The sequence below is a fragment of the Ralstonia sp. Ralssp110 genome (genome assembly GCF_047325135.1).
In the GTDB taxonomy this organism is placed as follows: Bacteria; Pseudomonadota; Gammaproteobacteria; order Burkholderiales; family Burkholderiaceae; genus Ralstonia; species Ralstonia mojiangensis.
This window is the reverse complement of the sequence record NZ_CP168610.1, coordinates 1,693,470-1,717,704: the sequence shown is the minus strand read 5'-3', so window position 1 is coordinate 1,717,704 and position 24,235 is coordinate 1,693,470. Positions and strand designations below refer to the sequence as shown.

Sequence of the window (24,235 nt, the reverse complement as noted above, 5' to 3'; positions counted from 1 at the left end):
TTCAGAGTTCGGTGACGGTCTCGTCGCCGACGAGATGCCCAGCTTCGATGGTGAGAATGCGGCTGCAACGCGCCGCAACGGAGCGATCGTGCGTCACCAGCACCAGCGTGGAGCCGGCACTGCGGTTGAGTTCAAACATCAACGCGATAACGGCCTCGCCCGTGGCGGTATCGAGGCTGCCGGTCGGCTCGTCGGCAAAGAGAATGTCGGGCTCGGTCACGAACGCGCGTGCCAGGGCCACACGCTGCTGCTCGCCACCGGACAGCGTCTTCGGATAGTGCGAGAGCCGTGCACCCAGGCCGACGCGCTCCAGCAGAACCGTGGCGCGACGGCGCATCTCGGCGCTGCTGACATCGCCCCGCAACTCCAATGGCAGCATCACGTTCTCAAGCGCCGTCAGATGGGGCAGCAGCTGGAACGATTGGAAGACAAAACCTACGTGACTGCCGCGCACGGCCGCGCGGCCATCCTCATCCAGCTTGAACAGGTCGTTGCCCAGCAGCTTGACCGAACCCGACGTCGGCAAGTCCAGGCCTGCGAGCAACCCAAGCAGCGTCGATTTGCCCGAGCCGGAAGCGCCCACAATGGCCAGTGTCTCGCCCCGTTCCACACGGAAGGCAACATCGCTCAGAATAGGCAACTCACCGGTGGCATCGCGCACAGTCTTGTGCAGCGAATCGACTTCAATCACCCAGGTAGCGGAAGACGACATGATTGGACTGGTAGGTAGTAGAAGGCGCAGCGTGAAGTCACTTGTAGCAGCGCTTGGCTGCGCAGCGTTCGGCATGCTGCCACTGGCGCCGACGGCTGCAGCACAAGGCACGCTGGCATCGCATCGCGTGGTGGTGCTGGGTGACAGCCTGTCGGCAGGATACGGCCTTGCGCAAGGCACGGGCTGGGTCGCGTTGCTCGACAAGCGCCTCAAAGAACGGAAGCCCGATTATAGCGTCGCCAATGCAAGCATCAGCGGCGACACCACTGCCGGCGGCCGCTCACGCCTGCCCGCCGTGCTGGCGCGTGAAAAGCCCTCTGTCGTGATTCTCGAACTGGGCGGCAACGATGCGCTGCGCGGCCTCTCCCTCGCCTCCAGCGAAGGCAACATCAAGGCAATGATCGAAGCCTCGCAAGCGGCAGGCGCGAAGGTGCTGCTGGTGGGCATGCGCATCCCGCCCAACTACGGCCCGGATTACAGCGAGCGCTTCTTCGCCATGTTCGGCAAGCTGGCGCAGCAGTACAAGCTGCCGCTGGTGCCATTCCTGCTCGAAGGCGTTGCACAGCGGCCAGACTGGTTCCAGGAAGACCACATCCACCCGATTGCCGCGGCGCAGCCGACGATGCTCGATAACGTGTGGCCCAAACTGGAACCTCTTCTCAAAGCCCGGGTCGGAAGATGACAATTCTGCCGCGCCGTCTTGCGCCACTAGGCGCATCGGATTCTTAAGTCGGGCGCGGCCACATCTCACACAGGCGGACACCATGAAGCTTCTGGCAAACGGGCTGCGTGCAGCGCGCGACAACAAGCGGTTCCTGGTCGGCATGTCGTTGCTCTTTGCCTTCCGCGCCTGCATTGCCGACTGGTCAGTCGTGCCCAGCGGATCAATGAACCCCACCCTCATCGAGGGCGACTACATTTTGATGAACCGGTTGGCCTACGGGGTGCGCGTGCCGGCCACGACCGTCTGGCTCAAGCGCGGCAGCGACCCGCGACGTGGTGATGTCGTTGTCTTCGCCTCGCCCGAAGACGGCACGAAGCTGGTCAAGCGACTCATCGGGCTGCCCGGCGACGTGGTTGAAATGCGCGACGAAGCGCTCTACATCAATCGCGAGCGCATTGCCTATGCGCCGTTGCCAGACGTCGCACCCGGCACGTTGCCGCAAGCAACGGCGACGCTGCCACACGAACTCTGGTCCGAAGCGCTGCCCGGCCGCGAGCACACCGTGATGGTCCTGCCGGAAGTGCAAGCATTGCGCAGCTTCGGCCCCATCACCGTCCCTCAAGACCACTACCTCATGCTGGGCGACAACCGCGACAACAGCCGCGACTCCCGCTACTTCGGCCTCGTACCGCGCAAGAACCTGATCGCCCGCGCTTCCCACGTGGCACTGTCGTTCGATCCGGACCACTTGTATATGCCGCGCCTCACACGCGTCGGCAAGTCACTGGACTAGCCGCCCCCTCAAAAAAGAACGCAAAGAAAAAGCCCCCTCTACAACGAGGGGGCTTTTTCGTCAGACTACCTGCGGCGCGCCGTATCAGTCCTCTGCCGTATTGGCAGGTTTGCTGGTGTCAATCACGCTACTGTTGATCTTCACCTTCGAGCGCGCCTTCAGTGCTTCGTAGTAAGCGTTGAACTCGGTCTGGCCAGCGGCCTGAGCCAGTTGCTGCGCATCGGCGACACGGCGCGCCTCATCCACATTGGCCGGCGGCAGCACCTTGTTGATGCGATACAGCGCGTAGCCCTGAGCACCCAGGTCAACGCCGATGGTGGCGGGCAGCTTGGTCGCATCAGCGCGCAAGATTGCCGTCAGTGCAGCGGGCGACGTGCCCTGTGCCTGCTGGCGCGAGACCGTCTGTGCTGCGCTGAAGCCATCGGCGCTGTTGCTCTGCTTCACTGCGGCCAGCTTCTCTTCGCCGGCCTTCTTGGCCAACGCAGCCGCTTGCTCGGCGATCACCTTGGCTTTGACCTGCTCCCGCACGTCGGCCAGCTTCTTGACCGTGGCCGGACGATACTCCGCCGCACGCGCCGCAACCAGCGTGGTCGGTCCCACCTGGATGGCAGCCGTATTGCGGTGGTTCTTGATCACGTCGTCTGCAAACAGCGCCTTGAGCACCTTGTCATTGCCGATCGGGCTGCCGGACTGCGCCGGGCTCGGCGTGCGGGTCACGTTGTCGGCCGTCTGAATTTGCAGCTTGAGTTTGTCAGCCACTGGCTTCAGGCTGTCGGACTGATCTTCCACGGTGTTGGAGAACGCGTCGGCCAGTTCCGAATACTTCTTGTTGGCGAGTTGCGTGCGCAGTTCGCGCTCAAGCTCCGGCTTGACCGCCTCCAACGGCTGCACGCCACCGCCCTTCACTTCTTCCAGCTTGATGATGTGGAAACCGAAATCGCTTTGGACCACGTCACTGATGTCGCCCGGCTGCTTGAGCGCAAACAGCGCGCTCTCGAACGGCGGCACGGTAGCGCCCTTGCCCAGGAAGCCCAACTCACCGCCCTGCGCCGCCGAACCCGGATCGCCCGAGTACTTCTTGGCCAGCTCGGCAAAGCTCGCGGGGTTCTTGCGCACCTCGGCAAGGACCTCTTCGGCCTTCTTCTTGGCGGCTTCCTTGTCGGCGGGCTTGGCGTTGTCCGGCAGCTTGATCAGGATGTGCGCAGCGCGGCGTTCTTCCTGCGTCTTGAAGCGCGCGGCGTTCTGGTCGTAATACTCCTTGATCTGCTCAGGCGTGACCGGAATCTGCTTCATCATGTCTTCGCCCGAGAACACGACATACTCGGCCTTGACTTGCTCCGGCACAGAGAACTCCTGCTGGTGCGCGTCGTAGTAAGCCTGGATGGTCTTGTCATCCGCATTGACTTTCGCAGCGTAGTCGGCCGGCTTGAACAGCAGCGCCTGAACTTCACGTTGCTGATCGCGTACCTGGATAAGGCGGTCCACCAGCGACTTCGGCACGAACGCCGACGAAACGATCGATTGCGGAATCTGTTGCTGCGACAGCTCAAAACGCAGGTTGCCTTCCAACTGCTCGGGCGTCATGTTCTGCGCTGCAAGCAGTCGCACGTAGGCTTCCTGGTCGAAGGAGCCATCCGGCTTGCGCAGCGCTGCCACGGCCGGAATCTGCAGGATCGTGTCGCGAATCTTCTCGTTCGAGATGGTCAGGTTCGCATGCACGACCTCATTGGCCAGCACGCGTTGCTGGATGATGCCGTCGAGCACATCGCGGCGCATCTGCGGACCTTCGAACTGGCGCGGATCATATTGCGCGCCAAGCATCTGGCGCAGACGCTCTGTCTGCTCGCGCACGCGCGCGTCGACTTCGTTGGTGGAGATGACCTTGCCGTCGACCTTGGCGGCGTCATGCGAGCTGTCCATGAAACTCGAATAACTCTGCACACCGAAGAACACGAACGACGGGAACACCAGAATCAGCAGCACCAGAAACATCAAGCGCCGATGCGTACGTACGAAATCAAGCATGCTGGACCGGAGGTGAATGGAAGATGGAAAATCCGGCGATTCTATCAGGTGCCGCCGACATTCCGGACAATCGCGGCACCGCGTACAGGTATGCCCCGCAACGCATTCACCGCTGAAAAGACAAAGGCCCGAACGAATCGGGCCTTTGTACAGGATTTTGGCGGAGCGGACGGGACTCGAACCCGCGACCCCCGGCGTGACAGGCCGGTATTCTAACCGACTGAACTACCGCTCCAAATTGGGTCGGACCACCCGACGCAAGAGCGGCAATACGAACGATGGTGGGTGCTGAGAGGCTCGAACTCCCGACCCGCGCCTTGTAAGGGCGCTGCTCTACCAACTGAGCTAAGCACCCGTTCGTACTGCCGGCGTGAGCCGGACTGTCCGGCGCCCGTGTTGTCACCCACGAGCGCCAAAGCCCGCTAGTTTAGCGCATCTTTTAGCGCTTTACCAGGTTTGAATTTCGCAACTTTACCGCCTTCGATCGTGATGGCCGCGCCCGTACGTGGATTGCGTCCATTACGCGAAGACCGCTTGCCGACCAAGAACGTACCGAAGCCGACCAGCGTGACCGACCCACCGTCGCACAACGCATCCTTGATACCGTCGATCAGCGCGTCGATGGCGCGCCCCGCTGCGGCTTTTGACATGTCAGTTTGCGCCGCCACATGGTCGATGAGATCTGTTTTGTTCATCGCGCCACCTCCCCGAACACCCGCTAGTGTGGATTCATTAAAGTGGCCGCCAATCGACGTGTCAAGGCGAAGAACGGTGCGCCACACGTCGCAGCCTGCGCAAAGAAAAAGGGCCCGAACATGTCGGGCCCTTCCTCAACTTTGACAGGCTAAGGTGTCAGTGATGCACCATTTCCTGCGACTTGCCGTCGTCGCCCTTGGCGGGTGCCGGCTTGGCTTCTTCTTCCGGCAGCGGCTCCGGCTTGCGCACCAGCGCGAGTTCCAGCACCTTGTCGATCCAGCGCACCGGCTGAATCTCGATGCTGTTCTTCACGTTGTCCGGAATGTCCGCCAAGTCCTTGACGTTCTCTTCCGGAATCAGCGCCAGCTTGATGCCGCCGCGGTGTGCAGCCAGCAGCTTTTCCTTCAAGCCGCCGATCGGCAACACCTCGCCGCGCAGCGTGATTTCGCCGGTCATTGCCACATCAGCGCGCACCGGAATACCGGTCAGCACCGACACCAGCGCCGTCGTCATCGCAATACCTGCCGACGGGCCGTCCTTGGGCGTCGCGCCCTCGGGCACGTGGATGTGGATGTCGCGCTTCTCGAACATCTCGTCCTTGATACCCAGGCGCGCCGAACGCGAACGCACCACCGAGCGCGCAGCCTCGACCGACTCCTTCATCACGTCGCCCAACGAGCCGGTGCGGGTGATGTTGCCCTTGCCCGGCATCAGCGCGGCTTCGATGGTCAGCAGATCGCCGCCCACTTCCGTCCATGCCAAACCGGTCACCTGGCCGACCTGATCTTCCTTGCCGGCCAGACCAAAGTCGAAGCGACGCACGCCAAGGAATTTGTCCAGGTTGTCCGAATCGACCTTCACAGACGTACCGGTTTCCTTCTTCAGCAGCAGTTGCTTCACAACCTTGCGGCAGATCTTCGAAACCTCGCGCTCCAGCGACCGCACACCCGCTTCCCGCGTGTAGTAGCGGATAATGTCGCGCAGAGCGGCTTCGGTCACCTCGATCTCGCCTTCCTTCAGACCATTGTTCTTGATCTGCTTGGGCAGCAAGTAGCGACGGGCGATGTTGACCTTTTCGTCTTCCGTATAGCCCGACAGGCGAATCACTTCCATCCGGTCCAGCAGCGGCGCCGGAATGTTCAGCGAGTTCGACGTCGCCACGAACATCACATCCGACAAGTCGAAGTCCACCTCGATGTAGTGGTCCTGGAACGTGTGGTTCTGTTCCGGGTCCAGCACTTCGAGCAGGGCAGACGATGGATCGCCGCGGAAATCCGCGCCCATCTTGTCGATTTCGTCGAGCAGGAACAGCGGGTTGCGCACGCCAACCTTCGTCAGGCTCTGCAGGATCTTGCCCGGCATCGACCCGATGTACGTACGGCGGTGACCGCGAATCTCGGCCTCGTCACGCACGCCACCCAGCGCCATGCGCACGAACTTGCGGTTCGTTGCACGCGCCACCGACTGCCCGAGCGAGGTCTTGCCAACACCCGGCGGCCCCACGAGGCACAGGATCGGCGCCTTCAGCTTGTCGACGCGCTGTTGCACTGCGAGGTACTCAAGGATGCGTTCCTTGACCTTCTCCAGGCCATAATGGTCTTGATCCAGCACCTGCTCAGCGTTCGACAGGTCGTTGTTAACCTTGCTCTTCTTGCGCCACGGCAAACCGACCAACGTATCGATGTAGTTGCGCACGACCGTTGCCTCGGCCGACATCGGCGACATCAGCTTGAGCTTCTTGAACTCGGACTCGGCCTTCTTCTTGGCCTCCTTCGGCATACGGGCGGCCTTGATCTTCTTGTCCAGCTCTTCGAGATCAGCGCCCTCTTCGCCTTCGCCCAGTTCCTTCTGGATGGCCTTGACCTGCTCGTTCAGGTAGTACTCGCGCTGACTCTTCTCCATCTGGCGCTTGACGCGCCCGCGGATGCGCTTTTCCACCTGCAGGATGTCGATCTCACCTTCCAGTTGCGAGAGCAGGCTCTCCAGACGTTCGGTCACGTTGAACATCTCGAGAATCTTCTGCTTCTGCTCGAGCTTGATCGGCAGATGCGCAGCGATGGTGTCGGCCAGGCGACCCGGCTCATCGATGCCCGACAGCGACGTCAGGATCTCAGGCGGGATCTTCTTGTTCAGCTTCACGTACTGATCGAACTGCGACACGATGGCGCGACGCAGCGCCTCGGTCTCGGCCGATTCAGTAGGTTCCGGGCCGACGGGCACAGCTTCGCAGAAGAAGTGCGATTCGTCGTCGGTAACGGACAGGATGTTGGCGCGCTGCGTGCCCTCAACCAGCACCTTCACGGTGCCGTCCGGCAGCTTCAGCATCTGCAGAATGTTGGCGATACAGCCGACCTCATACAGATCCTTGTCGGTCGGCTCGTCCTTGGCGGCGGTCTTTTGCGCCACGAGCATGATGCTCTTGCCCGCCTCCATCGCAGCTTCCAGCGCCTTGATGGATTTGGGGCGCCCCACGAACAGCGGAATCACCATGTGCGGAAACACCACCACGTCACGCAGCGGCAACAGCGGCAGGCGAATCTGCTCAGCGGGTAAAAGTTGGGTTCCGGACATTATTTTCCCCAGAAAGTCATGTAAGGGCTAAATTGGGCACAGCGACGGTTTTACAAGACCGCTGCTGCAAGTCGCATGCCGACCCGGTTTCCCGAAGCAAAAAAAGCCGCTCGCAAGCGAACGGCTTCCTGCATGGGACGCATACGGCGCATCCCGGCCGGGCATTCGCTTCAGTTGGAACCTGCAACCTTGGGTTGCTCTTCGTAAATCAGCAAGGGCTTGCCTTCGTCGGAGATCGTACTTTCATCGATCACCACCTTTTGCACACCCTTGTGGTTGGGGAGGTCATACATCACATCCATCAAAGCGTGCTCGACGATGGAACGCAGACCGCGCGCCCCCGTCTTGCGCTTGATCGCCTTGCGGGCGATTGCCGTCAGCGCGCTCGGACGAATTTCCAACTCCACCCCTTCCATTGCCAGCAGCTTCTGGTACTGCTTGACGATTGCATTCTTGGGCTCGACCAGGATTTCCATCAAGGCAGCCTCGTCGAGCTTGGCCAGCGTCGCCACCACGGGCAGACGGCCTATCAATTCGGGAATCAGACCGAACTTGATGAGGTCTTCCGGCTCGACTTGCGGCAGCACTTCGCTGACATCGCGCTCTTCCTTGCTCTGCACCTCTGCACCAAAACCAATACCGGTCTTGTCAGAGCGCTGCATGATGATCTTTTCCAGACCATCGAAAGCGCCGCCGCAGATGAACAGGATGTTGGTCGTATCCACCTGCAGAAAGTCCTGGTTCGGATGCTTGCGACCACCTTGCGGAGGCACCGACGCCATCGTTCCTTCGACCAGCTTCAGCAAAGCTTGCTGGACGCCTTCCCCAGAAACGTCCCGGGTGATGGAAGGGTTGTCAGACTTGCGCGAAATCTTGTCGATCTCGTCAATGTAGACGATGCCGCGCTGGGCCTTGTCCACCTCGTAATTGCAGTTCTGCAGCAGCTTCTGGATGATGTTTTCGACATCCTCGCCTACATAACCAGCTTCGGTCAGCGTAGTGGCGTCGGCGATGACGAACGGCACGTTCAAGAGACGCGCCAGCGTCTGAGCGAGCAAGGTCTTGCCGGAGCCAGTCGGCCCGATAAGCAGGATGTTGCTCTTGGACAGCTCGACATCGTCCTTCTTGCCGAGGTGCTTCAAACGCTTGTAATGGTTGTAAACCGCGACCGCCAGGATCTTCTTGGCCTGCTCCTGACCGATCACATATTGGTCCAGGCTCTGGCGAATTTCATGCGGTGTGGGCAGATCGGACTTGACCGCCAGACCACCCTCCTTTTCGGAGATGGCAGCTTCGTCCCGGATGATCTCGTTGCACAGGTCGATACATTCATCGCAGATGAAGACCGAGGGGCCGGCAATCAGTTTCTTGACCTCATGCTGGCTCTTGCCGCAAAACGAGCAGTACAGCAGCTTTTCGCCAGTCGAGCCTTTCTTGTCCGCCATAACGATTACCAGTAGTTCTTGGCAGCATCATACGCCAAATTATCTGGCGACGATCCGCAGGTGTTGTTCAAAGCAAAAACGAGGCGCGAGGCCTCGTTTTTGACACCGCTTGACATGTTTGGTGCGGTTAACCGGTGTGCCGTAGAACGCACCGGCAACCCCGCCTACCGCGCACATCGACGCATGACTTCGACACTTCAGCGCTTGGCGATGACCTGATCGATCAGACCGTATTCCTTGGCCTGCTCGCTGCTCATGAAGTTGTCGCGATCCGTGTCGCGGGCGATCTTGTCGACTGGCTGACCGGTCGCCTCCGAAAGCACAGTGTTCAGGCGCTCACGCAGGTACAGAATCTCGCGGGCCTGAATCTCGATGTCCGAGGCTTGGCCGCGTGCACCACCCAGCGGCTGGTGAATCATGATGCGCGAGTTCGGCAAGGCAAGACGCTTGCCCTTCGCACCAGCTGCCAGCAGGAACGCGCCCATGCTGGCCGCCATGCCCATGCACAGCGTGGACACGTCCGGCTTGATGAACTGCATCGTGTCGTACATCGCCAGACCGGACGACACTGAACCGCCCGGCGAATTGATGTACAGCGAGATGTCCTTGTCCGGATTCTCACTTTCCAGGAACAGCAACTGTGCCACCACGAGGTTGGCAGTCTGGTCGTTGACCTCGCCCACCATGAAGATCACTCGCTCCTTGAGCAGGCGCGAGTAGATGTCGTAGGCGCGCTCGCCGCGGCCAGACTGCTCGACCACCATCGGCACCAGACCGAGCCCCTGCGTTTCGAGCGCGGAGGCCTGGGTGCGAGCAAGTTGGTCGATCAGTTCATTGCGGATCATGCGGTTCTCCGGTGCTTATTTCGGAAACTCTATCGATCGAATCAGCCTTGCGCCGGAGTGGCGGTCAGCTCTTCGAACGACACAGCCTTGTCGGTGACCTTGGCCTTGTCGCACACAAAATTTACCACGTTGTTTTCGAGCACGTAGGCTTCCATCTCGGCCAGGCGCTGCTGGTCGCCGTAGTACCAGCGGATGACTTCCTTCGGATCTTCGTAGCTCTTGGCGAACTCTTCGATTTCAGCCTTGATCTGCTCCGGCTTGGCTTCCAAGCCGTTGGCCTTCACGACTTCGGCCAGCACCAGACCCAGCTTCACGCGGCGCTCAGCTTGCTGCGTGAACATCTCGGCGGGGATCGGCATGTTCTTGGCGTTCGGCATGCCGCGCGATTCGAGGTCGCGACGGGCCATTTCGACCAGACGTTCTTGGTCTTGCTCGACCAGCGACTTCGGCACGTCCAGCTCTGCCACCTTCAGCAGCGCTTCCATGACTTGGTCCTTGAGCAGAGCGTGCGTGCGACGCTTGACTTCACGCTCGAGGTTTTCGCGGATGTCGGCGCGCATCTTGTCGAGGTTGCCGTCGGCGATGCCCAGCGATTGCGCAAAGGCTTCGTTGACTTCCGGCAGGTGCGCCCATTCGACTTGCTTGAGCGTGACGGTGAATTCAGCGGTCTTACCGGCGACGTCCTTGCCGTGGTAGTCCTCGGGGAACGCCAGCGGGAACTTCTTGGACTCGCCTTGCTTCAGGCCCAGCGTGGCTTGCTCGAACTCAGGCAGCATGCGGCCTTCGCCCAGCACGAAGCTGAAACCTTCAGCCTTGCCACCAGCGAATTCCACGCCATCGATCGTGCCGACGAAATCGACCGTCACGCGGTCGCCGTCTTGTGCAACAGCTGCACCGCCGTCGCCATGCTCGCCGGCTTCGCCGCGCGGGTGATAGTGCACGCGTTGCTTACGCAGGATGTCGAGGGTCTTGTCGATCTCGGCATCGGTGATTTCGGTCTTGGTGCGGGTCAGTTCCGCGCCAGCCAGATCGCCGAGCTTGACTTCCGGATACACCTCGAAGGTGGCGTCGAACGCGACTTGATCATCGGCCACGCCTTCGGTCTTCAGCTCGAAGCGCGGTTGGCCGGCAACCTTCACGCCTTGCTCATTCGTGATGTCGAAGAACTGACGGGCAGCCTTGTCGTAGCGAACTTCGAATTCGACTTGCTGGCCGTATTGCTTCTCGACCATCTTCATGGGGACCTTGCCCGGGCGGAAGCCGGACATCTTGACGGTCTTGGACAGACGCGCCAGACGGCTTTGCTTCTCTTGCTCCACTTCGGCCTTCGGGACAGCCAGGGTCACTTTGCGATCAAGCTTGCCGAGGTTTTCGATAGTCGACATGGTCGTAATTCCAGATTCAGAAAATGGTTGCGTCGAACGGCGCAGCGCCAGCAGCAGCCGTGGTTCAAAGTTCTTGGTCTTGCCGGGCTTGCAGGAATGCGGCGCGAGGGCCGCTCGACTGCACGATGCACGGCACAACGGGCGCGTTCAGGCTGGCAAACGCAAAACGCATATTATGGCATGGAACGTTCGGCGGCCCTGCTTTTTTGGGTCAGAACGCTTGGAAAACCCTTCAAACGGCGCGTCAATCCACCGGTCCCGCGATTTCATTTTCCGCGGGTGCGGCGCCCTGCTCCTGCGCGCGTCGATGCTGCAATGCCCGCAGGATGAAGCGGCCAGGATCAAGCGCCGCGGCCAGATCGGATTCAAGCGGCAACGGACCACCGTCGATCTGGGCCGCAAGCAGCTCCGCCCCCAGCACCGACCATGTGAGCCCGCGCGAGCCATACGCAAGCGCCGCATACAGCCCGGCGAGGCGAGGCAGTTGTGCATGTGGACCGCGCAAACGAAAGCCGGGCGCCATGGCCGCCGCCTCATCCACCAGTGGGCCGATCAACGGCAACCGATTTGCGGAGACGCACCGCACACCAACATAACCATGCAGTGCTGAGGGATTGAGCGTCGCCAGCGCGCCCGATTGCTGTGGCTGCAACCGGGCCAGCCGCCCGAGATTGGCCGCGTGATCGGCAACGCGCTCGGCCAGATCGGATTCGCCCGGCTGGAACGACGAGCCCGTGCGCACCGTCTTTGCCCCCGATTCGGCGGGCAGCAAGTAGCCATCGCCGCAGACGACGGCCTTCGGCCATGCCGCACCCGTGTCCAAATTGCTCATGGGCACATCGGTAAGTTGACCGCGCACTGGCTTGAGCGACGCAGATGTGAGCGGAGCCAGGCGTGCGGCACCAAGACTGTTGGCAAGAACGACGACCGGCGCGCTCGCAATCACCTCGCCTCGGGAATCCAGTGCATGCCATTGATCGCCGGCTTGGCGCAGCGATTCGACGTGCGTATTCCAGCGTGCATCGACTGCGGCGCCAGCCGCGGCCAGATTGGCGCGGCAAACGTCAGGCGGCGCGACCCAGCCGGCTTGCGCAAACCACCAGCCGCCCTGGGGCACGCCGGCACCGACGCGCCGGGCGGCGTCGTCCACATTGAGCCAATCGATGTAATCGGCCGGATAGCCGAGCGCTTGCACGATGCGTTGCTGCTCGACGGCGTCGTCGGCGTGTTCGGCGAGTTGGAGCACACCGGTGGGTTGGAAACCTGTGGCGAAGCCGGCGCGATCGAGTGCGTCCCAATGGCGGCGTGCGAGCAAGTTGCCGGCGCGCGAGAGGCGCGAGAGCACGCTGTCGTCGATGGACACATGCGGGTGCATGGCCGCTGCGCGATGCGCCGACGTACCATGCGCGGGGCCATCGCTTTCGTCGATGAGCGTGATGCGCCAGCCGCGCGATGCGAGCCGCTCGGCAACAGAGCAGCCCGCAAGCCCGGCGCCAAGCACGATGGCGTGATGCTGGCTCCAGGCGGGCGCTTCAGCCGGCCCGCGCCTGGTGCGCCAATGGGTCGGGAACTGCGCGACCGTCATGTCGCGTTTGGAGCCGAAGCCGGGCGCCTTGTGGGCCTCGAAGCCAGCCTCCTGCAGGCCGCGTCGCACGAATCCTGCGGCGGTGTACGTGGCCAATGTCGCGCCGGCACGAGCGACCCGCGCAAGCTGCTTGAACACGCGCGGCTGCCACAGGTCAGGGTTCTTGGCAGGAGAGAACCCGTCGAGATAGAACGCGTCGGCGGCGCACGAGAGTTGGGGCAGCGTCTCCATCGCATCACCGAACAGCAGCGTGAGGGTGACGCGGCCGCCGTCGAACACCAGGCGATGCACACCGGGCACCGGCACTGGCCATGATTGGCGGAGCGTCTCGGCCAGGGGGGCCAGCGCGCCGCCCTTCGGATGCACGATCGACAAGCCAGCGCGATCGAACGGATGCTTCTCGATCGAGACGAAATCGAGCCGCGCACAACGTTGCGGATCATCGCGCCATGCAGCCCACGTGGCCAGAAAATTGAGGCCCTGGCCGAAGCCGGTTTCGACGATGGTGAAAGCGCGCTTGCCCTGCCACGCAGCCGGCAAGCGGTTGCCACCCAGAAAAACGTGATGCGCCTGCGCCAGACCGCCTTCGGAGCTGTGATAGACGTCGTCGTACTGCGCCGAGAACGGTGTGCCGTCCGACGTGAGTTGAGGCGTGGCGAGAACGAGGCCGCGTGGCATGAAACACCCTGGGAAGAAGCGGCGAATTGTAACGCCGCCCCTTCCCTGCGCCTTGATCTAAGGCAGCGGCTCTGCGTTACACGTCGGCGACGGGCAGCGTGCCCATCACGCGCCGGTACCACGCGTGGAAGTGCTGCATACCGTCTTCGAGCGGCGACTGATACGGCCCCGTTTCCGACACGCCGCGCTCCATCAGGGCCCGACGGCCAGCGTCCATGCGCTCGCCAATCTCGTCGTCTTCGATGCAGGTTTCCATGTAGGCGGCGCGCTGCGCTTCGACGAATTCACGCTCGAATGTGGCAATTTCTTCCGGGTAATAGAACTCGACCACGTTGACCGTGTCTTGCGGCCCTTTCGGATACAGCGTGGAGAGCACCAGCACATGCGGATACAGCTCGATCATATGCGTAGGGAAATACGTGACCCAGATCGCGCCAAAGTCTGGCGACGCACCGTGTCGATAGTCCAGCAGACGATCGTGCCATGCACCGTAGACATCCGAGCCCGGCTGGCTGAGTGCCTGGTGGATGCCGACGCGCTGCATGCTGTACCAGTCGGCGAATTCCCATTCCAGGTTGTCGCATGTAACGAAGTGGCCAAGCCCCGGATGAAACGGCGCGACGTGGTAATCCTCCAGATAGACCTCGATGAAGGTCTTCCAGTTGTAGTTGCACTGATGGACTTCCACGTGGTCGAGCACGTAGTCGCCAAAGTCGAACTCGGGACGCGCGAACAGCGGCGCCATGTCGCGTACCGGATCGCGGGGGCCTTCGAACAGCAAGCCATGGCAGTTGCGCAGTTCAAAGCGCTGCAGGTTCTTGCATGGCTTGCTGGGGAACTGCGGGGCACCGATCAGCTCGCCGCGGTCGGTGTACGTCCAGCGGTGCAAGGGGCAGACGATGTTGCCGCCAGCTGCGCGCAAGTTGCCCGTGCCGTTCCCTGGGCCAGCCACGCTGCCCGTTTCACCTCCGAGAATCAGCGCTTGTCGATGCCGACAGACATTGGACATCAACTCCACCCCGCTGGCGTTGCGCACGAGCACACGGCCGCCCCCTTCGTGGGCGAGGCGCCGCCAATCGCCGCATTCGGGTACGGCTTTTTCGTTGCCGACATAGCAGGCGGAATGCTTGAAGATGGTTTCGAGTTCGCACGCGAACAAGGCTTCGTCGAAATACGCGGCGACGGGTAATTGGGTATGCGCTGGCATCACGTGCGCCAGGCGCCCGACATCAGTCATCGAAGAGTCTCCAACACGGAGTGGCGAGGGGTTCGGCGTGGGTCGAACGCTTCCGCCCCACCAGGTATCGGGGGACCGAGCTCGCCCCAGAACGTTCAGGACGCGCAGGACGCTTCGGCCAGCAGGCGGGCGATGCGCGCGTCTAGCGCGAGCTTCGGACAGGTGCTGCACTTTTCTCCGTCGTGGCGGCGGAAATGGTGGCAGCAGACCTTGCGGTCGAGAGCAAGCGCGCGCGTGCCGTCTCGGGCGCGGTAGGCAAAGAAGCCGCAACCACCGGAGATGCCAAGATGCGCGAGCCACTCCTCCCCTGCTGCTACCAGGCCCGCATCGGACAGCTGCGCATGCGGACGCACGGCCATGAGGGCGCCAAGCACGCACTCGGCTTGCAGCCGATCGGCAGCGCGATCGTGTAACGCCACCAACGGTTTCAGCGCGCGCCGCATTGCCGCGCTGAACATGCGAAGTTCAGCAGAAGCGGCTTCCATCCGCACGGCGAACGTGCCATCGACTGGCGCATGCACAGGTAAATGAACACCGCTCGGGAAACCGTTCTTCACGGGCTGCGCAAGACCTGTCAACCTGGGCATCGGCGCATCGAGATGCGCGGCGATCACACACAGATAGATTGGCTGCCAGATCGCCAAGCTCCAACACCGCAGGGCGAGGTAATGCGAGCCGGCTTCCGGATAAGCGCGCGCCCAGTGACCGCATAGCGCTTGCAATGCAGCGTCATCGCCCAGACGCAGTGCGCCGGCCGGCGCTTGGCCGCCCTGCTCACCGCGCAAGCTGGGGATGACGCGCTGCGCCACCGCCCACACACGCGCGAGATGCGGGGCAGGCAACGGCCGCCAGACTGCAGCCGTGGCGAAGCCCGGGGCGGTGGCGTCTTCTGCGAAGGCGCGCATGCCGTCTGTCATGCGGCCGCTTCCTCTGTTTCGGCCGCCACCGAAGGCCCCCGCGCCGCGCGCCGGAACTTGGCGATCGGATTGACCAGGTTGCCGGCCATCTTCAGGCTCGATGCCGGGTCTGCCAGATTCACCATCTGCACGTTGTTGCCCAGTTGCAGGCGGTTCAGGCACGAATGCAGGAACTCGGGGACGAACATGTCGTAGTGGGCATACTTGGCGGCGCGTTCCGGATGCGCGTCCTGGTAGTCGTACACGCAATCCGCGACCGCACCCCAGAACTCGTCTTCTGTGCAGCAGCCGTTTTCCACCAGCACGTGATTGATGTGGCGCAACACACCATCGAACACGTCGATGAAGATGCCGAGCAGTTTGAAGTTGTCCGGCACCTCCACGGCCAGGCGTTGCACACGCTCAGGCAGCCATTCGCGCGCCTTGATTTCCAGGATGGCCGACTCCTCCGCAATGTCTTTCATGATGGCGCGCACTGGCACGTGGTTGTCGATCACGAGGATGAGGTTTTCGCCATGCGGCATGAAGCTCAAGTCGTGCGCGTAGAAGCAATGCAGCAGCGGCGTGAGGTACGCCTGCAGGTATCGCCGCACCCACGTCAGTGCCGGCAGGCCGGAGCGCCGGATCAACTCCGGCATCAGCGCGACGCCGTCCTTGTCGACATGCAGCAACGCGGCCATCGTCATCAAGCGCTCACCCGGCTGCAGAAGTTGCAGCGGGTTCTCGCGCCACAGTGCAGAGAACATCTTCTTGTACGGTGTATCTGCTGGAATCGCCGCCTCGTAATAGAAATTTCGGAAGCCGATCGCGGCCACTTCCTGGAGGATGGTGAAGCCGTTCTCTCGCAGGAACGGATCGTTTGACACCAGCCCCTTGATGAACTCGTTGATGGCTGGCGTGCCCGACATGTAATAGGGCGATAGCCCACGCATGAACCCCATGTTCAGGATCGACAGCGAGGTTTTCACATAGCGCTTGGAGCGATCACTCGTGTTGAACAACGTGCGAATGGATTGCTGAGCGATGTAGTGGTCCGCGCTGTAGTCGAGGCAGATGATCTTGCGCTGCGCCACGTAGCCGGCGAATGCAATGGAAAGCTTGCTGAACCACTGCCACGGGTGCGCGGGCATGAAGTGGTAGTCGGCTGGGTCGACGCCCTTGGCAGCCACCTGCCGGGTGAAATCGTCAACCGTGCCCTGGCCCAGTTCTTCGGCCAGCAACTGCGCGTAATCCAGCGTGGAAAGCGTCGATGGCGTGGCGTGGTCTTTGTGTACCGCCAGCCAGATCACGCGGATGTCGGACCCTGCCTCCGGCGCATAGGCTTGGTAGTCGACAGCATTGAAGCCGAGCCGTCCATTGTTGGCGACAAAACCTGGGTGCCCTTCCATCATTGCGACCTCGATGGTCTGGAAGTCGGTGGCGTCGGCCAGTTGTGCACTACTTGGGGCGTCGGCCTTCATGCGCTTGTAGGCACTACCGAACAGCGTGCTGCTGATTTCGTCGAGGTAGATGGGCAGCAGATCGTCACGGATGCAAAGACGCTGGCGGCATTCGATGATGAATTGCAATGCATCAAGCGGTTGCTCAACGCCATCGACAAGGCGGCGAATCGACTCCGACCGGATGAACCAATGGCGCAGCGCCAACCGCTGGGCTTCGAACTGGTAGCAGACCTTGCCGTCGTCGGAAAACACCTGAAACAGCGCGAAGCCGTTGGCCGCGTCTTTCACGTGTTCGGGTTGCAGGATGATCTCGTGCGCATATTCGGCAATGGCTTTGCGCAGCAGCAGCCGATTGGCCTGCGCCCAGACTTCTGGCGTGAGATGAGCCGCGGCCTGGGCCGGGTGCTGGGAAAGCTGGTTCTGAAGCGTCACATTCATGGCGAATCCTTTGGCTTGTTAAGCGGTGGCTGCGGTAAGGACGGTAGCCTGTTCAAAATCCCGTCGGGTGCAGAAAGCGAGGCTGGCAATCTTTTCGGTAAAGGCGACGTTGCGGTCGTAGACGAAGCCGGCGGCCCGGTTGATGGCGTGAATACGTTCGTTGTTGGCGTCGGGCTCGACCACGATGCGGGCCGCCCCGAGGTGTTCGAACATGAAACGCATCAACGCGAAGAACACCACGCGCGTGTAGCCCGGCACGCGCACATCCGATGGGCCGATGAAGAAGTGCATGCCCAAATCGCCGGGCAGCACGTCGTAGAACGCACGGATGCGGTCGTGCGCTGGGTCGTAGCACTCGGCCAGGAAGACGGGGCGCCCTGCTTTCCAGACGAGATAGGCAGTGGCATGCCCGGAGTCCATCAGCTCTCGATAAATCTGAAGGATCTCGGCTTCGGTTTTGTCGCGCATCAGCCAGAACGACGCGCGCTCCGGCTGGAACCAGCGGTGCAGTATCGGAATGTCTTCCGGAATACGCAGCAGGTGGAAGGTGTAACCCTCGGCATCCGTGTACGGCACGTGTGCCGCATCAGCGCGACGGTGGATGGCGCGCATATCAATTGGCATGGGCGGGCGCCTCCAGGTTGGCGGGTTCGCCTGCCCTGCCTGCTTCGGTCGCACGCGCGGCACTCGGCACGTTCAGGATCAGGCGATCTAGCAGCGCTGTCAGCACAAAGCCCCCGGCCGCCAGCAGGAACGGCACGTGCAATCCGTAGCGGCTGACGATGGCCCCTGCCGCAAACGAAGACAGCAGCACACCCAGGTTCTGGAAGAAATTGGTGATGCTGTAGTCGTGCGCATAGCGCTGCGGCGTAGAAAGCCGGAACAGGCTCACATCGAGCTTGACGATGATCTGGAACAGCGCCCAGCCATAAAGCACGCGACCCAGAACGATCAGCGCAGCGTCGGGCGCAGCCTGCAGCAGCAAACCGGCGGCGCCGAGCAGCAAATTGCCCAGCGTATGGTCGGGCAGCCGACCGCCGCGTGCCCGGATGCGGGCATGCAAGCGCAACGCCATGATGGCCATCGCACCCGGTATGGCAAAGACCAAGCCTGAAACGAACTCGCTGCCGCTGCCCGATACCTGCTGCCAGTACACGGCAAAGAACGAACGAATCAGGTACGCGCTGAAGTCGAACACCAGCATCACCAATGCCAGGCGCAGGATCGGCAGGCGATCACGCCAACTTGTGCGAGTCGGCTCATCGGCAGAAGCTTGCGCATGCTCGCCCGAATTGACGGGCACGATCTTGCCGCTGCGGATCAGATACAGGCACACGCCCATCTGGAAGAAATCGCCCGCCGCCATGGCGACGATGCTTGCGCGCGGCCCCCAGGTCTGCAGAACGAAACCGCCCACCACCGCGCCGAAGATGGCGCCAAAGTGCACCACCACGGAGAGGATGCCCACCGTGGCGGCGTGCTGCGCCTTGGGAGTGAGCCGCATCATGTACGGATACATCAGCAAGTAGCTGCTCTTGCACATGAACATCAGCATCGACAGCACCCAGTACGTCACCACGTCGGGCGCCCAGTCGCTCAGCAGACTGAACGTGCCTGCCGCGAATTGCGTGTAGACCAGTAGGTGCAGCGGTTCCACGCGCTTGGCTACGCGCGCCCAGACAGGCAACGTGCACATCACTGCGATGGAGATGGCGGCCACGTACGCGCCCACATGTACGGGGCTGTCCAGCCCATAACGCGATGCAAAGAATTGCGGATAGAACGGAATCAGGATCGCATCGCTGATGACGGCAAACGCGGTCATCAGAATGATGTAGCGGCGCAATGTCATGCGGCTACCCCGGCGGTCTCCTCGACCGTTTCCGGCACGTGCTCCTGGGCAGATCCCTTGGCAGCCAGCGGAATGAAATCGGGCGTGGCCGGAATCGAAAAGTCCTGGATGGCGATGCGCTGCTCGATCTTGTAGTGTTCCACTCCTGTCAGCTCGCGGATGATGCAGGAGTTGCGGTAGCAGCTCATCCCGAGGTCAGGATTGGTCAGGCCGTGCGTGTGCAGGCCGGCGTTCTGCACGTAGACCTCATTGCCGTTGAAATCGGCCGCGTAGTTGCGCGAAAGCTGATATCGACCCTTGGCGTCCCAGCGCAGGCGGTGGCGGATGCCATCGATAAACGCGGGGATGTTCTGCTCATAGCCCGTGGCAAGCACGAGCCCTTCGGTGCGATGTGCATAGCGCGCGCCGCTGTCGAGCTGCTGAAACTCAATCTCGTAGGTACCGGTCGCGGCATCGTGCCGACAGGCCTGCAACTCGCAGTTGGTGATGAGGTGCGTGCGCAGCGCGCCCGTCTTGCGCTTGTCGTCGAGGAGATCGTATATCTGGTTGATCAGGCTCGCATTGACCCCTTTGTAGAGGCTGTCCTGCTTGCGGATGATGCTTTCCTTGCGACCATCCGGCAGGTTGAAGAAGTAATCGATGTAGTCCGGAGAGATCATCTCCAGCGTCAGCTTGGTGTTCTCCATCTGGAAGAAGCGCGGCGAACGCGTGATCCAGACGAGGCTGTAGTCGTATTTGTCGCGCTCCTTGAGCAGGTCGTAATAGACCTCCGCCGCGCTTTGCCCGCTGCCGACAATGGTGATGGAGCGTTTCTCGCGCAGCGCCTCCCGCACGTCGATGTAGTCGGCGGTGTGCAGATAGCGATGCCCATCGCGAGGCACGCATGCGGGAAATGACGGTGATGATCCAACGCCCAGCACCAGCTTGCGTGCGCGCAGTACGAACGGCTCCCGCTCTGCGCCGCGAAAGCCCGTGACGACGTAGCAATCACGTTGAGCGTCATAAACCAGCGCGTCCACGTCGTGGTGGAAATGCACGCTGCTGAGTTGTGCGATGACCCATTTGCAGTAGCGGTTGTATTCCGCGCGGCTCAGATAGAAGTTCTCGCGGATGTAGTACGAATAGATCTTGCCTTCCTGCTTGCAGTAATTCAGAAAGCTGAAGCGGCTTTTCGGGTCTGCCAGACTCACCAGATCAGCCAGAAAGGGGTTCTGCAATGTGGTGTTATCAATCAGCATGCCAGGGTGCCAATTGAATTCTTCAGCGCGCTCCAGAAATACACCATCCAAACCATCAATCGGCTCTGCCAGACAGGCCAGACTTAAATTGAATGGCCCTAAACCAATCGCAATAAAATCATAAACATCGGACCTCATCACGCTTGAACCTCCCGATTTGCAAAGACTGCATTTACCAAACGACAGCACCAGGAACGCGACTGGGCAAGCGCAGCGAACGCGCACGCCCTCCGTCGGCCGGCGGCTTGAGGCCGTGCCTAGGCCGGGTGAATTCAGGTGGGGGTTTGATCACAGCCGATGCGTGCCGGCCGCTGAATGATCATGAATATCGCAAGCGCGATATCGGGAACATATTCGAAATGCCCGGCGATGCAATGCAAGCAATCGCCGGACAACAAGCTAAGTCACAATACTACACAGAAAATGGAATGCTTGTGTGAAGAAAAGGTAATTACCATTGATAAGAAATAGTGGCCATCACATTGCGCGCATCACCCCAATAACAATAGGCATTGCTCAAGCAGGATGCCACGTAATTCTTATTAAAGAGATTCTTGGCAGACAATTGCAGCTTGGCACCCTTGAGCGACGGATCCCAACGTGCAAGGTCAATGCGCAACATCAGGTCCACCAGCGTATACGGCGGCACCTTGAAGCTGTTGGCGTTGTCGCCCCAGCTTGTGCCGACGTAGCGCAAGCCCATGCCGGCGGTGTAGCCCGGCATGAAGCGCCAGTCCACCCAGGCCGACGCCATATGGCGCGGCACCTGATACGGCGTGTTGCCTACGAAGCCCTCAGCCGACTCGATGAACTTCATGTTGGTGAAGGTGTAGTTGGCCAGCACCGACACGGTGTCCGTCACCTGCGTGCGCGCTTCCAGTTCGACGCCGCGCGTGCGGATCTTGCCGCTGGGCACGTAGTAGATCTGTCCCACCGGCTTGGTCGCCACGTTCTCCTGGTCAAGGTTGAACACAGACGCTGCCAGCAGCGTGCTTGAGCCCTTCGGCTGATAACGCACGCCTGCCTCGAACTGCTGGGCGGTGGCCGGTTGCAGCAGATTGCCCCGCTGGTCTGCGCGCAGGCTCGGGTTGAAACCATCCGAGTAGCTGAAATACGGTGCGATACCGTTGTCAAACAGATAGACCACGCCCGCACGTTTGGTGAACTTCGAGCCGCTCCATTCCGACGGCGTGCCAGTACCGTACAGATTGGACGCCTTGGCGTGGTCCTCGCGCACGCCGAGCGTGAAGCGCCAGCGGTCGATTGCAATCTGATCCTGCAAGTACAGGCCAGTCTGCTCAAGCCAACGGTCGATAGGCGATGCCGTCACGCCGGTCAAGCCGGTCACGCCGGGGCTGCCATACACCGGATTGAAGGCATTGATCGGGTCGGCGCTGCCGGATTCCCAGAAGCCATCGACGTGACGCTTCTGATAATCGAGGCCGAACAGCATCGTGTGTTTCATCGCGCCCGTGGCGAACTTGCCCTCCAACTGGTTATCAACCGTGTATGCGTGCGTGGCTTCCTTGGCGCCCGAATAGTAGCGCGTCAGTTCGTCCGCACTGGCCCAGCCGAAGCCGTAAATCTGGCGCAGGCGCGTATCGCCGAACACGTAGCGGAAGTTCTGGCGCACAGTCAGTTGGTCATTGAACGCATGCTCAAACTGATAGCCGACCATGCGCTCAGTACGACGATATTTTTCGACGGTTGGATCGCCATCGAAAAAGTAGCGGGAGATGTAGCGACCGTTGCGCGGGAAGAGGCTGCCTTCGGCCGGCACACCGCTGTGATAGCCGCCCTCCGGATCGTGCTGCAAATACGCTTGCAGCAGCAGATGCGTATCAGGCGTGAAGTTGATCGCCAGCGACGGCGCAATCGCAAAACGCTGCTCGCGCACGTGGTCGAACTGCGTGTCCATGCCGCGCGCCAGGCCGGTCACGCGGAATGCCATCACGCCGTTCTGGTCGATAGGTCCTGAGATATCGAACGCCCCTTCCAAACGGTTGCGATTGCCCACCGTGAGTTCCACCTCGTGGTACGGCTGGAAGAGCGGCTTCTTGCTCGTCAGCGCCACCACGCCACCCGGCGACGCACGACCGTACAGGATCGAACCCGGCCCCTTAAGCACGTCAATGCGCTGGAGGAAATACGGATCGACCTGGAACGAGCTGTAACTGCCCTGGTCACTCATCAGGCGCAGGCCATCGAGCAAGGTGTTGTCGACACTGCTGTCGCTAAAGCCGCGCAGCGCAACGTAGTCGTAGCGGTTGGATGCGCCCACCAGTGCGGTGAATGCGCCAGACGTGTAATTGAGCGCCTCTGAAATGCCGCGCGGCTTCTGGTCGTCCAGTTGCTGCTGCGTCACCACCGAAATCGATTGCGGCGTTTCGATGATCGGCGTATCGGTCTTCGTGCCCGCCGCGCTCTGCCTGGCAACGAAGCCTTTGCCGGGACTTTGCGCCGTCTCGCCTCGCCCCACTGCTGTGGTCGCGGGCAGCGTGGCACTGATTTCGCCGGTGGTACGCTGCGCCATCACTTGCGTTGGCAGAACCCCCGCCAGCAGCACTGCGCAACTCAGCCGTGCAGCAAGCGCTATCGGGCCCAGCCTCGTATGGCAAATCGTGTCGGATGGAAAAACCGTTGTTGTGTTCGTTTGCTTTGGCATGGTGTGTTGGAAGATGCGTGTGGTCTCCACACCCATCGACGATCCACACTGCGAAAGCGGAACTGGCTCGAGAAATTTCTTTCGATCAGGTCATCGTGCATGTCGCGCAACGCTCCACCGCTTGCACGAGGTACTTACGCACCATGCGCGTTGACTTGCCAAGCTGTTCGGCAATGCACGCATGGGACTCCCCTTCGATGTAGCGCAACCGCACCGCCTCGCGCGCACTGGGCGACAGCGTTTCCAGCATCGCGCTTGTGTGCTGCAACGCCTGCGCCTGCGCCAGGCGTTGCTCTGGCGACGGTGCATGCTCGAACTGCGCAGACCTCAATGTCAATTCGTCCAGGCATGCGCATTCGACGCGTCGATGGCGCGCCCGGTCGATCATCAAATGCTTGGCGGTAGTCGTCAGATACGCGCGCGGCTCGCGTACTTCGTTCAGCTTGTCGGGCGCAGCCAGCACACGCATGAAGGTGTCGTGCATTACGTCCGCCGCTTCTTCCGCGCACGCGAGCTTTTTGCGCAGCCACGCAAAAAGCCAATCGCAGTGCTGCATATAGAGCGCGTCGATGGACGTATTGGTGTCGTACAGCGGCTCTGGCTGAACGGCAGGCATGCGGGCTCCCGGAAATTAACCGGACGCACGCAGAACACGCACGCATCGCGTCCATACAAATGAGAATCATTCTCATTTTATGGGCGCAAAACCCTCTTCGCAAACGGGAATTCGAAAGGCAGTGCTCAGAATCGGCGGCAGGCTGCTACATGACGCTAGGCCACATCCTCCGGGGACCGACGCCTCCAAGCCATCAGCGCAACCGCCAGCGCAGCCACCGACAGGCCGATTGCCAGCCCAGTCAACCGCCCTGCCCGACGGGCTTCATCGGCTTGGTGGCGCGCCTCAATCGCCTGGCGCACGGTTTCCCAGAAGGCCTCGCGATGCTCGTTCTCGTCAAAGATGGACATGGCACGCTTCCCCGTTTCGTATGGCTCGCCTTGCCATCGTAGGGAACGCGCGGCAGGTGCGCCACCGCACATTTCGTGTAG

19 protein-coding genes and 2 tRNA genes are annotated in these 24,235 nt (G+C 61.4%); 2 read left to right on the top strand and 19 right to left on the bottom strand.

Annotated elements, in window-relative coordinates:
• Nucleotide 1: 1 nt before the first annotated feature.
• Complete coding sequence (locus ACEN9T_RS16940) at nt 2–712, bottom strand: ABC transporter ATP-binding protein (protein ID WP_413708365.1); 711 nt, start codon at nt 710–712, stop codon at nt 2–4.
• Between the two features lie 73 nt (nt 713–785).
• Between ACEN9T_RS16940 and ACEN9T_RS16935 the strand changes: the two genes are divergently transcribed.
• Entirely contained in the window at nt 786–1,394 is a 609-nt protein-coding gene (locus ACEN9T_RS16935; protein WP_413708464.1) for an arylesterase, read from the top strand.
• Between the two features lie 82 nt (nt 1,395–1,476).
• Nucleotides 1,477–2,169, top strand: coding sequence for a signal peptidase I (gene lepB / locus ACEN9T_RS16930; RefSeq protein WP_413708364.1), 693 nt, complete (start codon nt 1,477–1,479; stop codon nt 2,167–2,169).
• A gap of 84 nt (nt 2,170–2,253) precedes the next feature.
• Here the strand turns inward: lepB and ACEN9T_RS16925 are convergent, their stop codons facing one another.
• The 18 genes from ACEN9T_RS16925 to ACEN9T_RS16840 form a co-directional block, all read right to left on the bottom strand.
• On the bottom strand, nt 2,254–4,194 hold the full coding sequence (locus tag ACEN9T_RS16925) for a SurA N-terminal domain-containing protein (RefSeq protein ID WP_092970250.1): 1,941 nt from the start codon (nt 4,192–4,194) through the stop codon (nt 2,254–2,256).
• Nucleotides 4,195–4,352: 158 nt separating this feature from the next.
• A tRNA-Asp gene (locus tag ACEN9T_RS16920) sits at nt 4,353–4,429 on the bottom strand.
• Between the two features lie 44 nt (nt 4,430–4,473).
• Nucleotides 4,474–4,549 (bottom strand) — tRNA-Val (locus tag ACEN9T_RS16915).
• A 67-nt stretch (nt 4,550–4,616) separates the two neighbouring features.
• Nucleotides 4,617–4,889 (bottom strand): HU family DNA-binding protein, encoded by a 273-nt coding sequence (locus ACEN9T_RS16910; RefSeq protein WP_009238061.1) that lies wholly within the window; start codon nt 4,887–4,889, stop codon nt 4,617–4,619.
• 157 nt (nt 4,890–5,046) lie between these two features.
• Nucleotides 5,047–7,461 carry an endopeptidase La gene (gene lon, locus ACEN9T_RS16905; protein WP_413708363.1) on the bottom strand — a complete coding sequence of 805 codons (2,415 nt, stop codon included), beginning with the start codon at nt 7,459–7,461 and terminating at the stop codon, nt 5,047–5,049.
• A 170-nt stretch (nt 7,462–7,631) separates the two neighbouring features.
• Complete coding sequence (gene clpX / locus ACEN9T_RS16900) at nt 7,632–8,906, bottom strand: ATP-dependent Clp protease ATP-binding subunit ClpX (RefSeq protein ID WP_009238059.1); 1,275 nt, start codon at nt 8,904–8,906, stop codon at nt 7,632–7,634.
• Nucleotides 8,907–9,103: 197 nt separating this feature from the next.
• Nucleotides 9,104–9,751, bottom strand: a complete 648-nt coding sequence (clpP, locus tag ACEN9T_RS16895; RefSeq protein ID WP_024975598.1) for an ATP-dependent Clp endopeptidase proteolytic subunit ClpP — start codon at nt 9,749–9,751, stop codon at nt 9,104–9,106.
• Nucleotides 9,752–9,792: 41 nt separating this feature from the next.
• On the bottom strand, nt 9,793–11,136 hold the full coding sequence (gene tig, locus ACEN9T_RS16890; RefSeq protein ID WP_092970246.1) for a trigger factor: 1,344 nt from the start codon (nt 11,134–11,136) through the stop codon (nt 9,793–9,795).
• Nucleotides 11,137–11,380: 244 nt separating this feature from the next.
• Nucleotides 11,381–13,399: a bifunctional tRNA (5-methylaminomethyl-2-thiouridine)(34)-methyltransferase MnmD/FAD-dependent 5-carboxymethylaminomethyl-2-thiouridine(34) oxidoreductase MnmC gene (gene mnmC, locus ACEN9T_RS16885; protein ID WP_413708362.1), complete on the bottom strand. Its 2,019-nt coding sequence runs from the start codon at nt 13,397–13,399 to the stop codon at nt 11,381–11,383.
• Nucleotides 13,400–13,475: 76 nt separating this feature from the next.
• Nucleotides 13,476–14,636, bottom strand: a complete 1,161-nt coding sequence (locus ACEN9T_RS16880; RefSeq protein WP_413708361.1) for an aromatic ring-hydroxylating oxygenase subunit alpha — start codon at nt 14,634–14,636, stop codon at nt 13,476–13,478.
• A 95-nt stretch (nt 14,637–14,731) separates the two neighbouring features.
• The gene (locus ACEN9T_RS16875) at nt 14,732–15,553 is read right to left on the bottom strand and encodes a siderophore ferric iron reductase (RefSeq protein WP_413708360.1); all 822 of its coding nucleotides are present in this window, start codon (nt 15,551–15,553) and stop codon (nt 14,732–14,734) included.
• Nucleotides 15,550–17,433, bottom strand: coding sequence for an IucA/IucC family protein (locus tag ACEN9T_RS16870; RefSeq protein WP_413708359.1), 1,884 nt, complete (start codon nt 17,431–17,433; stop codon nt 15,550–15,552). The genes ACEN9T_RS16875 and ACEN9T_RS16870 overlap by 4 nt, the downstream gene beginning before the upstream one ends.
• Before the next feature lie 18 nt (nt 17,434–17,451).
• Entirely contained in the window at nt 17,452–18,057 is a 606-nt protein-coding gene (locus tag ACEN9T_RS16865) for a GNAT family N-acetyltransferase (protein ID WP_413708358.1), read from the bottom strand.
• Nucleotides 18,047–19,285: an MFS transporter gene (locus tag ACEN9T_RS16860; protein ID WP_092970234.1), complete on the bottom strand. Its 1,239-nt coding sequence runs from the start codon at nt 19,283–19,285 to the stop codon at nt 18,047–18,049. The genes ACEN9T_RS16865 and ACEN9T_RS16860 overlap by 11 nt, the downstream gene beginning before the upstream one ends.
• Nucleotides 19,282–20,661: a lysine N(6)-hydroxylase/L-ornithine N(5)-oxygenase family protein gene (locus ACEN9T_RS16855; protein ID WP_413708357.1), complete on the bottom strand. Its 1,380-nt coding sequence runs from the start codon at nt 20,659–20,661 to the stop codon at nt 19,282–19,284. Before ACEN9T_RS16855 ends, ACEN9T_RS16860 begins: the two co-directional genes overlap by 4 nt.
• 313 nt (nt 20,662–20,974) lie before the next feature.
• The gene (locus ACEN9T_RS16850; protein WP_413708356.1) at nt 20,975–23,056 is read right to left on the bottom strand and encodes a TonB-dependent siderophore receptor; all 2,082 of its coding nucleotides are present in this window, start codon (nt 23,054–23,056) and stop codon (nt 20,975–20,977) included.
• A 217-nt stretch (nt 23,057–23,273) separates the two neighbouring features.
• Nucleotides 23,274–23,804: a sigma-70 family RNA polymerase sigma factor gene (locus ACEN9T_RS16845; RefSeq protein ID WP_413708355.1), complete on the bottom strand. Its 531-nt coding sequence runs from the start codon at nt 23,802–23,804 to the stop codon at nt 23,274–23,276.
• A gap of 155 nt (nt 23,805–23,959) precedes the next feature.
• Nucleotides 23,960–24,154, bottom strand: a complete 195-nt coding sequence (locus ACEN9T_RS16840) for a hypothetical protein (RefSeq protein WP_260771918.1) — start codon at nt 24,152–24,154, stop codon at nt 23,960–23,962.
• Nucleotides 24,155–24,235: the final 81 nt, after the last annotated feature.

Coding starts and splice junctions, on each gene's coding strand:
- ACEN9T_RS16865 (WP_413708358.1), bottom strand. CDS start 18,057: ATGCCAATTGATATGCGCGCCATCCACCGTCGCGCTGATGCGGCACAC.
- ACEN9T_RS16850 (WP_413708356.1), bottom strand. CDS start 23,056: ATGGCGCAGCGTACCACCGGCGAAATCAGTGCCACGCTGCCCGCGACC.
- ACEN9T_RS16880 (WP_413708361.1), bottom strand. CDS start 14,636: ATGACTGATGTCGGGCGCCTGGCGCACGTGATGCCAGCGCATACCCAA.
- mnmC (WP_413708362.1), bottom strand. CDS start 13,399: ATGCCACGCGGCCTCGTTCTCGCCACGCCTCAACTCACGTCGGACGGC.
- ACEN9T_RS16855 (WP_413708357.1), bottom strand. CDS start 20,661: ATGAGGTCCGATGTTTATGATTTTATTGCGATTGGTTTAGGGCCATTC.
- ACEN9T_RS16870 (WP_413708359.1), bottom strand. CDS start 17,433: ATGAATGTGACGCTTCAGAACCAGCTTTCCCAGCACCCGGCCCAGGCC.
- tig (WP_092970246.1), bottom strand. CDS start 11,136: ATGTCGACTATCGAAAACCTCGGCAAGCTTGATCGCAAAGTGACCCTG.
- ACEN9T_RS16875 (WP_413708360.1), bottom strand. CDS start 15,553: ATGACAGACGGCATGCGCGCCTTCGCAGAAGACGCCACCGCCCCGGGC.
- ACEN9T_RS16840 (WP_260771918.1), bottom strand. CDS start 24,154: ATGTCCATCTTTGACGAGAACGAGCATCGCGAGGCCTTCTGGGAAACC.
- clpX (WP_009238059.1), bottom strand. CDS start 8,906: ATGGCGGACAAGAAAGGCTCGACTGGCGAAAAGCTGCTGTACTGCTCG.
- clpP (WP_024975598.1), bottom strand. CDS start 9,751: ATGATCCGCAATGAACTGATCGACCAACTTGCTCGCACCCAGGCCTCC.
- ACEN9T_RS16925 (WP_092970250.1), bottom strand. CDS start 4,194: ATGCTTGATTTCGTACGTACGCATCGGCGCTTGATGTTTCTGGTGCTG.
- lepB (WP_413708364.1), top strand. CDS start 1,477: ATGAAGCTTCTGGCAAACGGGCTGCGTGCAGCGCGCGACAACAAGCGG.
- ACEN9T_RS16910 (WP_009238061.1), bottom strand. CDS start 4,889: ATGAACAAAACAGATCTCATCGACCATGTGGCGGCGCAAACTGACATG.
- lon (WP_413708363.1), bottom strand. CDS start 7,461: ATGTCCGGAACCCAACTTTTACCCGCTGAGCAGATTCGCCTGCCGCTG.
- ACEN9T_RS16935 (WP_413708464.1), top strand. CDS start 786: ATGCTGCCACTGGCGCCGACGGCTGCAGCACAAGGCACGCTGGCATCG.
- ACEN9T_RS16860 (WP_092970234.1), bottom strand. CDS start 19,285: ATGACATTGCGCCGCTACATCATTCTGATGACCGCGTTTGCCGTCATC.
- ACEN9T_RS16845 (WP_413708355.1), bottom strand. CDS start 23,804: ATGCCTGCCGTTCAGCCAGAGCCGCTGTACGACACCAATACGTCCATC.
- ACEN9T_RS16940 (WP_413708365.1), bottom strand. CDS start 712: ATGTCGTCTTCCGCTACCTGGGTGATTGAAGTCGATTCGCTGCACAAG.